This is a genomic window from Streptomyces sp. NBC_01092 (assembly GCF_045039535.1).
GTDB lineage: Bacteria > Actinomycetota > Actinomycetes > Streptomycetales > Streptomycetaceae > Streptomyces.
Genome location: NZ_CP108659.1, coordinates 6,447,563 through 6,459,469, shown reverse-complemented (window position 1 = coordinate 6,459,469; position 11,907 = coordinate 6,447,563). Strand labels below are relative to the sequence as shown.

Genomic DNA, 11,907 nt, shown 5'->3' with positions numbered 1-11,907 from the left:
CGCCCCGAAGCCGGGCCGACACCGCCGCAGGCGGCGGACCATCCACCGACTGGCCCACAGCGAACCGGCGGTGAGCGGGCGGTAGGCCGCCTGGCCGACAATGACCCGGTGAACGACCACCTCGCCTCCTTCGACTCCCTCCTCACCCCCGAGGGCCGCACCCTCCTCCACACCGTCCGCGACACCGACCCCGCCGACGAACTCGCCGTCGCCACCAGGCTGCGCCGCGAGCACCCCGCCGAGCTGGTGTCGGCGGCGCTCGGGCAGGCGCGGCTGCGGCAGCGGGCGGTGGCGAAGTTCGGGGCGGCGGACGCGGGCCGGATGTTCTTCACGCCGAACGGGGTCGAGCAGTCGACGCGCGCGAGCGTGGCGGCGTACCGGGCCGGACGGATGAAGGAGCTGGGCATCGCCTCGGTCGCCGACCTGTGCTGCGGGATCGGGGGTGACGCCATCGCGTGGGCGCGGGCCGGGATCCGGGTGCTGGCGGTGGACCGGGATCCGGTGACGGCGGCGGCGGCACGGGCGAACATGGCGGCGCTGGGGCTCGGGGACCTGGTCGAGGTGCGGGAGGCGGACGTCACCGGGGTGGACACCAGCGGCTTTGACGCCGTGTTCGTCGACCCGGCGCGGCGCGGGGGTCGCGGGAGGATCTTCGACCCCGAGGCGTACTCGCCGCCCCTGTCCTGGGCCGTCGAGGCGGCACGCAAGGCGCCGCGTGCCGCACTGAAGATCGCGCCCGGCATCCCCCACGAGGCGATCCCCGACGACGCCGAGGCCGAGTGGATCTCCGACGGCGGGGATGTGAAGGAGGCGGTGCTGTGGTTCGGCACCGACCCCGGGGCGGTACGCGCCACCCTGCTGCCAGGCCCGCGCTCGCTGCTCGCCCGCGGCCTCCCCGACCCCGAAGTCCGGTCCGTCGGGCGGTACTTGTACGAGCCCGACGGCGCCGTCATCCGCGCCCATCTGGTCGCCGACGTCGCCGACGAGCTGGACGGCGGGCTGGTCGACGCGACCATCGCGTACATCACGGCGGACGAACTGCGGCCGACGCCGTATGCGACGGCGTACGAGATCACCGACCAACTTCCCTTCAACGTCAAGAAGTTGAAGGCGCTGCTGCGGGAGCGCGAGGTGGGCGTCCTCACCGTCAAGAAGCGCGGCTCCGCGGTCGAGCCGGAGGAACTGCGCAAGAAGGTCAAGCCGCAGGGGCCGAACTCGGCGACGGTGTTCCTGACCCGGGTGGCGGGGGCGCCGACGATGCTGGTCGGCCGGCCGGCGTAGTCACTCCTCGTCGCCGGCCGCCCGCTTCAGCAGCATCTCCCGCTCCCGCTCGTTGCGCGTCAGCGCCGCCGCACGCTCGAACTCCGCCCGTGCCTCCGTCGTACGGCCGAGCCGCCGCAGCAGGTCGCCGCGCACGCTCGGCAGCAAGTGGTACTCCCGCAGGGCCGGTTCGGCGGCGATGGCGTCGACGATCTCCAGAGCAGGCTCCGGGCCGTCGGCCATCGACACGGCGACCGCACGGTTCAACTCGACCACCGGGGAGGGGGACCGGGCGGCCAGGAGGCCGTAGAGGGTGGCGATGGTCCGCCAGTCGGTCTCCTCGTACGCGTACGCGTGCGCGTGGCATGCCGCGATGGCCGCCTGGAGGGCGTACGGGCCGGGGGCGCCGGTGGCGGTGGCGTCCGCGCGGGACAGGGCCGTGATGCCGCGGGCGACGAGCATGCGGTTCCAGCGGCGGCGGTTCTGGTCCTTGAGGAGGATCGGCTCGCCGGACGGGCCGGTGCGGGCCGCCGCGCGGGACGCCTGGAACTCCAGCAGCGACGTCAGGGCGTGCACCTCCGGCTCCTTCGGCATCAGCCCCGACAGCACGCGGGCCAGCCGCAACGCGTCCTCGCACAGCGCCGGGCGCAGCCAGTCGTCGCCGGCCGTGGCGGCGTACCCCTCGTTGAAGATCAGATAGATGACGTCGAGGACCGAGCCGAGGCGGGCCTCGCGGTCGGGGCCGTACGGGACCTCGAAGGCGACGTTCTTCGTGGCGAGCGTGCGCTTGGCGCGGACGATGCGCTGGGCCACCGTCGGTTCCGGGACCAGGAAGGCTCTGGCGATCTCCGGGGTGGTCAGGCCGCCGAGGAGGCGCAGGGTGAGGGCGATGCGGGCCTCCGGCGACAGGACCGGGTGGCAGGTGGTGAAGACGAGGCGGAGCAGGTCGTCGTCGATGTCATCGGGGTCGGACGGCTCCTCGGGAGGTGCCGTCGTCTCCAGGGTGCGGCCGATCTCGGCGAGCTTGCGGGCGTAGTTCTCGCGGCGGCGGATCAGGTCCACGGCGCGGTGCTTGGCGGCGGCCATGAGCCAGGCGCCGGGGTTGTCCGGCACGCCGTCGCGCGGCCACTGCTCCAGCGCGGCGACCAGCGCGTCCTGCGCGAGTTCCTCGGCGATGCCGACGTCGCGGACTATGCGGGTGACGGCAGCGATGACGCGCGGGGACTCGATGCGGAAGACGGTCTCGACGGTCGCGGCCGGGTCGGCGGGGGCACGGCCGGTGGCTGCGGTGGGCTGGGGCTGTGGTTCCACAGCCCACCATCAGACACCCGTACGGCTACGGAGCCAAGGAACCGGCTCAGCCCTCGGCGATCTCCCGCACCTCGCAGGTCACCGTCCACTCCTCGCCGTGCACCTTGACGAACCGCTTGGTCCACTCCAGGGCCTCGGCCATGTCCTTGCACTGCATGAGCGCGTAGCCGCCGATGACCTCCTTGGACTCGGTGAAGGGCCCGTCGGTGACGGAGATGCTGCCGCCCTCCCAGTGCACACGGCTGCCCTGCGCGGACGGCGTCAGTCCGGCCGTGTCGAGCATGACGCCGGCCTTGGTGATCTCTTCCAGCAGCTCGCCCATCCGCCGCATCATCTCGGGGCTCGGGCCCTCGGCGGGGGCGGTGGACTCGTCGACCTTCACGAGCGACAGGTAGCGGGGCATGGTGGCTCCTCGGTGCGGGGGCCGGGTCCTTCCCGGCCTCTCACCCCTGCGTCGAACGGCGGACCGCCCGATCGACACGCTCCCCGGATTTCTTCGAGGATTCTTTTTCACCGCCCCCGACCCCCCTCACCGCAGCGACTCCCACAGCTCCCCCGCCTCCGGCTCCCGGGCCACCACCCGGTTGCGGTCCGACGGCGCCGGGACGACCGGCATCGTCACCGTCCGCACGGCGTCCGAGGACAGGCCGCTCAGGCTGCGGCCGAGGCTCGTCAGCTCGGTCAGGGAGTCCAGGCCGGTGTCGGTGGTCAGGCCGGCCGTCATCGCGTCGGCGACCCGGTAGAGCCGGGCCGGGTCGGTGAGGAGGGAGGTGGCGGAGATCTGATCCAGAAGGGCCTTCACCAGGTTCTGCTGGAGGCCGATGCGGCCGAGGTCACTGCCGTCGCCTATGCCGTGCCGGGTGCGGGCCAGGGCCAACGCCTGTGCGCCGTCCAGGTGATGCGTGCCCGCCGCCAGGGTCAGGTGGCTGTCCTCGTCGTCGATGTCCTCGTCCGTCGTGACCGTGACGCCGCCCAGCGCGTCCACCAGCTTCGCGAAGCCCGAGAAGTCGATCTCGATGTAGTGGTCCATGCGGATGTTCGTGATCGACTCGACGGTCTTGACGGCGCAGACGGGGCCGCCGACCGCGTACGCGCTGTTGAACATGGAGTTGTACGCCACCTCGGTCGAACCGCCCGACGGCAGCGGGCAGGACGGCCGGGTGACCAGGGTGTCGCGCGGGATGCTGACGACCGTCGCCGCGGTGCGTCCGGCGTCGATGTGGACCACCATCGCCGTGTCCGAGCGGGCGCCGGTACTGCTGCCGCCGCCGAGCTCCTGGTTCTCCTCGCCGCTGCGCGAATCCGAGCCCAGGACAAGGATGTTGAGGGATCCCGTGGGCACCGCCGAGGCCGACGGCGCCGGAGTCGTCATGCCGCTCATCGGCCGGTTGTCGCCGAGCGCGCTGTCGATGTCGACGCTCTTGATGTTCTCGTTGAGGTGCCAGTAGACCCAGCCCGCGGCCGCGGCGGCCAGGGCCAGGGTGCCCGCCAGGAGAAGGCCGGCGGCCTTGAGCATGGTCGACCGCCGGCCCCGTCCTCTGCCGTCGTCCCCGTTCGTTTCCCGCCCGTTCGCGCCAAGTCCCGTCACAGGCAGGAACGTACGTCCGATTTATTACGGGCAGGGACGGCAGACCGGCTTTTCTTCGGAAATTCTCAGACTCCCCGGCCGACGGTGCGAGGCTCGAAAGTTTCGATTGGACGTCCGATTGGCTTCGCAGCACCCCGCCTTCGCCGCTAAGCCTCCGCAGGCGCCCCCGTACTGCTGCGCACCACCAGGCTGGTGGCCAGCTCCACCCGCGTCGCCACCGGCGTCCCCTCCTCCCGCGCGAGGTCGAGGACCAGCTTCGCCGCCGCCTCCGCCATCTCCGTCAGCGGCTGCCGTACGGTCGTCAGCGGCGGCCCCACCCAGCGCGCGATCGGCAGATCGTCGAAGCCGACGACGCTGAGGTCCTCCGGGATGCGCAGCCCCAACTCGCGCGCGGCCTCGTACAGTCCGAGCGCCTGGAGGTCGTTGCCGGCGAAGACGGCGGTCGGCCGGTCCGGGCGGCGCAGCAGCTCAAGGCCCTGGCGGTAACCGGTCTCGTGGTGGAAGTCGCCGGGCCGGACGAGGTCCTGGTCGACGGGGAGCCCGGCCGTCTCCAGGGCGGCGCGGTAGCCGTCGACGCGGGCGCGGCTGCACATCATGCGGGACGGCCCGGTGATCGCGCCGATCCTGCGGTGCCCGAGCTCGACCAGATGCCGGGTGGCGGCGAGGCCGCCCTGCCAGTTGGTGGCCCCGATGGACGGCACGTCGGCGCCCGGGTCGCCCGCCGGGTCCATCACCACGAACGGGATCGACCGGCTGGTGAGCAGGGCGCGCTGGGACTCGTCGAGGCCGGACAGGACGAGGATCACGCCGTGCGGGCGGCGGGCGGCGACCTGGTCGGCCCAGGTGCGGCCCGGGGTGAGCCGCCCCGCGCTCTCGCTCAGCACGACACTGAGCCCGGCGTCGCGGGCGACGTTCTCCACGCCCCGGATGACCTCCATCGCCCAGGCGCTCTCCAACTCGTGGAAGACCAGGTCGATCAGGGGCGAACGGCTCGCCTCGGCCCGCCGTCGGCGATAGCCGTGGGCGCGCAGGAGTTCCTCGACGCGGGCGCGGGTGGCCGGGGCGACGTCGGCGCGTCCGTTGAGGACTTTCGAAACAGTCGGCGCGGACACGCCGGCCTCGCGGGCGATCTCGGCGAGCGTCGCGGTCTGGGTGGACCGGCCGGTCGACGGTGATGTCGTCCGGGTTTCACGCGTTGTGGTCCGGCTTTCGGCGGGCTCCGAGGGTGTCATGGCGGCGATCGTATCCCTGCGCGACCTCTTGACGAACCCTTCTCACCGCGCCTAGGTTCCCGGAACATTCGAAGTTAACGACGAAACATTCGCGAGGCTCATCCCGCGGCCGCCGCCCCAACAGGGGTTTCCAGCCATCGCCCGGACAGGAGTTTCATGACCACCGCCCCCTGGCGCGACCCCGCCCTGCCCGCCGCGGCCCGCGTCGACGACCTCCTCTCCCGGTTGACCCTGCGGGAGAAGACCGCCCAGCTGTACGGCGTGTGGGTGGGCGCCGCCACGGACGGCGAGGCACGGACCGAGGGAGTCGCCCCGCACCAGCACGACATGACCGCCGACTACGACTGGGCCGAACTGATCACCCACGGCCTCGGCCAGCTCACCCGCTCCTTCGGCACGGCCCCCGTCGACCCGGCGCTGGGGGCGCAGGCCCTGGCCCGCGCCCAGCGCCGTATCGCAGCCGCCGGCCGCTTCGGCATCCCCGCGGTCGCGCACGAGGAGTGCCTGGCGGGCTTCACGGCCTGGCGGGCCACGGCATACCCGGTACCGCTGGCGTGGGGCGCCACCTTCGACCCCCCGCTCATCGAGGAGATGGCCCGGCGCATCGGCGAGGACCTGCGCTCGGCCGGCGTCCACCAGGGTCTGGCGCCGGTCCTGGACGTCGTACGCGATCCGCGCTGGGGCCGGGTCGAGGAAACGATCGGCGAGGACCCGTACCTGACCGGCACGATCGGCACGGCGTACGTCCGGGGCCTGGAGTCGGCCGGCGTCATCGCCACGCTCAAGCACTTCGCCGGGTACGCGTCCTCGGCGGGCGCACGGAACCTGGCACCGGTACGGGCAGGCGTCCGGGAGTTCGCGGACATCACCCTCCCGCCCTTCGAGATGGCGCTGCGCGAGGGTGGGGCGCGGTCGGTGATGGCGGCGTACAACGAGACGGACGGGGTGCCGGCGTCGGCGGACCCGGTGCTGCTGACCGAACTCCTGCGCGAGCAATGGGACTTCACGGGCACGGTGGTCGCCGACTACTTCGGCATCGGCTTCCTTCAGACCCTGCACCGGGTGGCGGGCACCCCGGCGCAGGCGGCACACGTGGCGCTGGCGGCGGGGATCGACGTGGAGCTGCCGACGCTGAAGTGCTACGGGAAGCCGCTGGTGGAGGCGGTGCGGGCGGGCGAGGTGCCGGAGGAGCTGGTGGACCGCGCCGCTCGCCGAGTCCTGCTCCAGAAGTGCGAGTTGGGCCTCCTGGACGAGGACTGGACCCCGGAGCCGCGCGCGTCACACCTCGACCTGGACTCCCCCGCGAACCGGGCGCTGGCCCGCCGGGTGGCCGAGGAGTCGGTGGTCCTGCTGGACAACCCGGACGGGGTGTTGCCGCTCCCCCCGGACGCCCGGGTCGCGGTGGTGGGCCCGCGCGCCGCGGACGCCCTGGCGATGCTGGGCTGCTACTCCTTCCCCTCCCACGTCCTCACGCACCACCCCGAGGTGCCGATGGGCATCGAGATCCCGACGGTCCTGGAGTCGCTCCGCGCCGAACTACCGGACGCCAAGGTGACGTTCGCCGAGGGTTGCGGCGTGTCCGATCCGGACCCGACCGGCTTCGAGGATGCGGTGGCCCGGGCGTCGGAGGCGGACGTGTGCCTGGCGGTGCTGGGCGACCGGGCCGGGCTGTTCGGGCGGGGGACGTCGGGCGAGGGCTGCGATGCGACGGACCTGCGGCTGCCGGGGGTGCAGGCCGAGCTGCTGGACGCGCTGGTGGCGACGGGCGTTCCGGTGGTACTGGTCCTGCTGACGGGCCGTCCGTATGCGCTGGGCCGCTGGGAGGGCCGGCTGGGGGCGGTCGTCCAGGCCTTCTTCCCGGGGGAGGAGGGCGGCCCGGCGGTGGCCGGCGTGCTGTCCGGACGGGTGAATCCGTCGGGACGGTTGCCGGTGAGTGTGCCGCGTGAGCCGGGGGGCCAGCCGTGGACGTACCTCCAGCCGCCGTTGGGGCTGGCCGGCGAGGTCAGCAACCTGGACCCGACACCGCTGTACGCCTTCGGACACGGACGCTCGTACACGTCGTTCGCGTGGGAGGACTTCCAGGGCACGGCCTCTCAGATCCCGACGGACGGCACGTACGACCTCTCCCTCACCGTCCGCAACACGGGGGACCGGGCCGGGGCGGAGGTGGTCCAGCTGTACCTGCACGATCCGGTGGCGTCGGTTACGCGGCCGGATGTGCGGTTGATCGGGTATCGGCGGGTGGAGCTGGGGGCGGGCGAGGCCCGACGGGTGACGTTCCGCTTTCACACAGACCTGTCGTCCTTCACCGACCGCTCGGGGCGCCGGATCGTCGAACCGGGGGTCCTGGAACTGCGGGTGGGGTCGTCGAGCGCGGACGTACGGCATACGGCACGACTGAAACTCACCGGCGCTGTACGGGAGTTGGGGCGGGACCGGCGGTTGCGGTGTGAGGCGGCGGTGTCGGGGTCGGCGTGACAGTTCCATCCAAGTAGCACTGCCAGATTTTCGGCAGCATGACAGGTGAACCGCCATGCGGAGCAATCCCTACGTACCATTTGAGCTTCTCTCGCCCCACGAGAACCTCACATGCAGCCCCCCTGAATCGGATCAATACATCCCCGAAGGCCCCGTCCGAAATCTCATCGATTCGCTCGAACCCAGCCTGCAAGAGGCTGAATGAGAGTTCATCAAGCCAATCTTCATGCATCTCATTCACCTTCCCGCTGGTCCGGCGCCCACACCGAGTCCGGGTGTTGTCGCTGTACGCGTAGCCGTTGATCTGCTGTGGGTCGGTCAGGTCCATCACCGGGTCGACCGAGAGGAAGTGGCCCGTCCTCGGTGACGGCACCAGCGGAGCCCGCGGCCCCGGACGACCGTTCGCCCGCCGTCGACGCTTCGGAGGCCGATCGCTTCAGCGGGAGCAGACCGAGGGGCACGGCGAGACTCACACCGATCGCGACGGACGCTACGGATCTACCCGTACCCCATTCACGAACTCACGCCCCGTCAGACAACTCGAGCACCACAGACTCGAACCGCCACCGATGCACCGCTCGAGTCACCAACTCCCCATCCGGCTCCGGAAGTTCGGGAAGCTCGGCGGCGAGCTCCGCGTCCCACCACGTGATGACGAGGACGCGATCCTCGGGGGCCCTGAAGGTCTCCCGGCGCACGGGCCGCGCGGACAGTTCCTGCGTCCGGGCCCACGCGAGCAGCTCCTCCCCCCGCCCCGAAACCGCCCGCGCCTCCCACATCAACGCGACCGTCACGAGTACAGGTTCTCCTTGCTGACCTCGTGCACATGGTCGTGGGAGTGGGCGGTGCCCGGTACATGAGGTTCCGTCACCGGGAGCGAGGAGTCCGCCGACAGGTCCCAGCTGGACGTGGGCCGGTTGCGTGCCACCATCTCCGCGCCCAGCGCCGCCACCATCGCGCCGTTGTCCGTGCACAACTTCGGCCGTGGCACCCGGAGTCGGATACCGGCCGCCTCGCACCGCTCCTGCGCCAGCGCCCGCAGCCGGGAGTTGGCGGCCACGCCGCCGCCGATCATCAGGTGGTCGACGCCCTCGTCCTTGCAGGCCCGTACGGCCTTGCGGGTCAGCACGTCGACGACCGCCTCCTGGAAGGAGGCCGACACGTCACGCACCGGCACCTCCTCCCCCGCCGCCCGCTTGGCCTCGATCCAGCGGGCGACCGACGTCTTGAGGCCGGAGAAGGAGAAGTCGTACGCCGGGTCGCGCGGGCCCGTCAGGCCGCGCGGGAAGGCGATGGCGTTCGGGTCGCCCTCGCGGGCGTAGCGGTCGATGACCGGGCCGCCGGGGAAGCCGAGGTTGAGCACCCGGGCGATCTTGTCGAAGGCCTCGCCGGCCGCGTCGTCGATGGTCGCGCCGAGCGGCCGTACGTCCGAGGTGATGTCGGTCGACAGCAGCAGCGACGAGTGACCGCCGCTCACCAGCAGCGCCATCGTCGGCTCCGGCAGCGCCCCGTGCTCCAGCTGGTCCACGCAGATGTGGGAGGCGAGGTGGTTGACGCCGTAGAGCGGCTTGCCCAGCGCGTAGGCGTACGCCTTCGCCGCCGACACGCCGACCAGCAGCGCGCCCGCCAGGCCAGGACCTGCCGTCACCGCGATGCCGTCCAGGTCGCGGGCGCTCACGCCCGCCTCCTTCAGCGCGCGGTCGATGGTCGGGACCATCGCCTCCAGGTGTGCCCGTGAGGCGACCTCCGGCACGACGCCGCCGAAGCGCGCGTGCTCGTCGACGCTGGAGGCGACGGCGTCGGCGAGCAGAGTGGTGCCGCGGACGATGCCGACGCCGGTCTCGTCACAGGAAGTCTCGATGCCGAGGACGAGGGGAACGTCGCGCGAGTCAGCCATTGATCTCGGTTCCTTGTACGGAGTTTTCAGGGGCGGTCAGTCGCATCACCAGGGCGTCCACGTTCCCCGGCTGGTAGTAGCCGCGCCGAAAGCCGATGGCCTCGAAGCCGAAGCGCTCGTACAGCTTCTGCGCGCGGACGTTGTCCACACGGCACTCCAGCATCACTTCGGCGCACTCGAAGTCGGACGCGGCGCGGAGCAGTTCGGTGAGCAGGCGCCCGCCGAGCCCGGTGCCCCAGTGGTCCCGGGCGACGGCGATGGTCTGGATGTCGCCGAGGTCCCCGGAGGAGGCGAGGCCGGCGTATCCCACGACCCGGTCGGGCCCCTCGGCGAGGACATAGCGCCGCGTGGCCTCGGGTCCGCGCGCATGGGCCAGCTCGGACCAGAACATGCCCCGGGACCAGGCGTCCTCGGGGAAGAGGTCCTTCTCCAGCTCCAGCACGGAGTCGATGTCCCACCAGCGCATCTCGCGCAGCGGGGGATCGCCGGGATCGGCGGAAGGAGTCACGGGTTCGGTCACTTGGGGGTGACCACCTTGTAGTTCTTGGGGACCTGGGCGTCGGGCCGGCGCAGATACAGCGGCCGCGGCGCGGGGAGTTCCTCGCCCGCGGCCAGCTTCTCGGCGGCCAGCGCCGCGAGCGCCGCCGCCGACACGTGCTCGGGCTCGTGGGCGCTGGGGAAGGTGTCGGGGTACAGCAGCGCGCCCGCGCCGACGGCCGGCAGCCCGGCAACTTGGTCGGCGATGTCGGCGGGCCGGTCGACGGCCGGGTCGGTCAGGCGCGTACGCGAGTCGGCGTACCGCGCCCAGTAGACCTCCTTGCGCCGGGCGTCGGTCGCGACGACGAACGGGCCCTTGTCGATGTCGGCGGCGTAGGCGAGGCCGTCCAGCGTGCACAGGCCGTGCACGGGGACGCCGAGGGCGAGCCCGAAGGTGTCGGCGGTCATCAGGCCGACGCGCAGCCCGGTGTACGGGCCGGGTCCGATGCCTACGACGATGCCGGTGACGGCGTCGAGTCTTTCGCCGGCCTCGGCGAGGACCCGGTCGACGGCCGGCAGCAGCAGCTCACCGTGCCGGCGCGCGTCCACCTGGCTCGACGAGGCGATGACGTCCGTGCCGTCGTGCAGCGCGACGGTGACGGCGGGGGTGGCGGTATCCAGAGCGAGCAAGAGCACGCAAACAGCCTACGGCGCCCGCGCCCCGGGAAGCGCCGCCCCGGTCGGGCGCTTGACGGCTGCTACGGTCGGCCTGGATCGAGAGATACGACGCGAACGCTGAGGTGGGTGACGGTGGCAGGCAGCAGCTCCGGATTTGTTGCGGGGCTCACCGCGGCTGCCCTGGCGACCGTCGGCGTCCTCGCCTTCCAGGCCTCGGCGACCGTCCCGGCCGGCCTGGCCAAGCCCCGGACGGGTGACGCGCCCGGGGTGAGCACGTCCAAGGCGCCGCGCGACCGCAAGGAACCCGGCGCGCTGCCCGACGGATCCGGCACGGGCCAGCGGGTCGTGTACTCGGTGGACGACGACCGGGTGTGGCTGGTCGGCGAGAGCAGCAAGGTCAAGCGCACGTACCGCGTCACCCCCGGATCGGTCGACCCTCTCCCGGGCGTGTACACGGTCACCTCCCGCTCCAACGCGACCACCGGCACCGACGGCTCAGCCATCGAGCACGTGGTCCGCTTCGCCACCGTGGACAGCGTCACCATCGGCTTCAGCACGGTCGTCCGGGCCGCTTCGGCACCACCCGACCCGGCCCTGAAGACGGGCGGTATCCGCGAGTCGAAGGCGGAAGGCGACGCGATGTGGGACTTCGCGACGATCGGCCGACCGGTCGTCGTGATCCCTTAGGCGGCTACTGGGCGGCTGCTGGGCGGCTGCCGGGCGGCTGCCGGGCGGCTTCTTACGCGGCTTCGCGATGCCCGTGACCGGCTGCGGCCGCGGTCGCGGCTGCCCGGGTCGTCTCCGGGTCGGGGACCCGCGGCGGGGTGGAGATCACGTTCGCGGCGGCGCCGGCCGCCAGCAGATCACGCATGGAGACGCCTGCCATCACCTGGGGCCGCGGCTGGGCCTTGTTCTCCGAAGCCGGCATGGACGCCTCCTGGGGCCGGGGGCGGACGTAGTTAGGTACACCTAACTACGGACTGGGT

Annotated in this window: 12 protein-coding genes; 3 read left to right on the top strand and 9 right to left on the bottom strand. The window is 72.1% G+C overall.

All coding sequences use genetic code 11. The annotated features are described in order from the left end of the window. Positions 1-108 precede the first annotated feature (108 nt). Positions 109-1,281, top strand: a complete 1,173-nt coding sequence (locus OG254_RS29615) for a THUMP-like domain-containing protein (RefSeq protein ID WP_405587534.1) — start codon at positions 109-111, stop codon at positions 1,279-1,281. On the opposite strand, the gene OG254_RS29610 is transcribed toward OG254_RS29615, so the two are convergent. The 4 genes from OG254_RS29610 to OG254_RS29595 all read right to left on the bottom strand — a co-directional run bounded on the left by OG254_RS29610 (position 1,282) and on the right by OG254_RS29595 (position 5,391). Beyond that, a complete protein-coding gene (locus OG254_RS29610) occupies positions 1,282-2,571 on the bottom strand; it encodes an RNA polymerase sigma factor (protein ID WP_405587531.1) in 1,290 nt (429 codons plus the stop codon). Between the two features lie 46 nt (positions 2,572-2,617). Further along, entirely contained in the window at positions 2,618-2,974 is a 357-nt protein-coding gene (locus OG254_RS29605) for a YciI family protein (RefSeq protein WP_405587528.1), read from the bottom strand. Between the two features lie 126 nt (positions 2,975-3,100). Continuing rightward, the gene (locus OG254_RS29600; protein ID WP_405595257.1) at positions 3,101-4,087 is read right to left on the bottom strand and encodes an LCP family protein; all 987 of its coding nucleotides are present in this window, start codon (positions 4,085-4,087) and stop codon (positions 3,101-3,103) included. Positions 4,088-4,305: 218 nt separating this feature from the next. Further along, on the bottom strand, positions 4,306-5,391 hold the full coding sequence (locus tag OG254_RS29595; RefSeq protein ID WP_405587525.1) for a LacI family DNA-binding transcriptional regulator: 1,086 nt from the start codon (positions 5,389-5,391) through the stop codon (positions 4,306-4,308). Positions 5,392-5,547: 156 nt separating this feature from the next. Between OG254_RS29595 and OG254_RS29590 the strand changes: the two genes are divergently transcribed. Beyond that, the gene (locus OG254_RS29590) at positions 5,548-7,869 is read left to right on the top strand and encodes a glycoside hydrolase family 3 N-terminal domain-containing protein (protein WP_405587522.1); all 2,322 of its coding nucleotides are present in this window, start codon (positions 5,548-5,550) and stop codon (positions 7,867-7,869) included. 521 nt (positions 7,870-8,390) lie between these two features. On the opposite strand, the gene OG254_RS29585 is transcribed toward OG254_RS29590, so the two are convergent. From OG254_RS29585 to tsaB, 4 genes are read right to left on the bottom strand one after another with little or no spacing between them, the layout of a single operon-like run. Continuing rightward, positions 8,391-8,663: a hypothetical protein gene (locus tag OG254_RS29585; protein WP_405587519.1), complete on the bottom strand. Its 273-nt coding sequence runs from the start codon at positions 8,661-8,663 to the stop codon at positions 8,391-8,393. Further along, complete coding sequence (tsaD, locus tag OG254_RS29580; protein WP_405587516.1) at positions 8,660-9,766, bottom strand: tRNA (adenosine(37)-N6)-threonylcarbamoyltransferase complex transferase subunit TsaD; 1,107 nt, start codon at positions 9,764-9,766, stop codon at positions 8,660-8,662. The genes OG254_RS29585 and tsaD overlap by 4 nt, the downstream gene beginning before the upstream one ends. Further along, positions 9,759-10,232, bottom strand: a complete 474-nt coding sequence (rimI, locus tag OG254_RS29575; RefSeq protein WP_405595255.1) for a ribosomal protein S18-alanine N-acetyltransferase — start codon at positions 10,230-10,232, stop codon at positions 9,759-9,761. The genes tsaD and rimI overlap by 8 nt, the downstream gene beginning before the upstream one ends. A gap of 50 nt (positions 10,233-10,282) precedes the next feature. Continuing rightward, positions 10,283-10,939, bottom strand: a complete 657-nt coding sequence (gene tsaB / locus OG254_RS29570) for a tRNA (adenosine(37)-N6)-threonylcarbamoyltransferase complex dimerization subunit type 1 TsaB (protein WP_147995192.1) — start codon at positions 10,937-10,939, stop codon at positions 10,283-10,285. A 114-nt stretch (positions 10,940-11,053) separates the two neighbouring features. On the opposite strand from tsaB, the gene OG254_RS29565 reads away from it, so the two are divergent. Further along, complete coding sequence (locus OG254_RS29565) at positions 11,054-11,608, top strand: hypothetical protein (RefSeq protein ID WP_405587512.1); 555 nt, start codon at positions 11,054-11,056, stop codon at positions 11,606-11,608. Between the two features lie 52 nt (positions 11,609-11,660). Here OG254_RS29565 and OG254_RS29560 read toward each other — a convergent pair whose 3' ends face one another. Continuing rightward, the gene (locus OG254_RS29560; RefSeq protein WP_405587509.1) at positions 11,661-11,849 is read right to left on the bottom strand and encodes a hypothetical protein; all 189 of its coding nucleotides are present in this window, start codon (positions 11,847-11,849) and stop codon (positions 11,661-11,663) included. Positions 11,850-11,907: the final 58 nt, after the last annotated feature.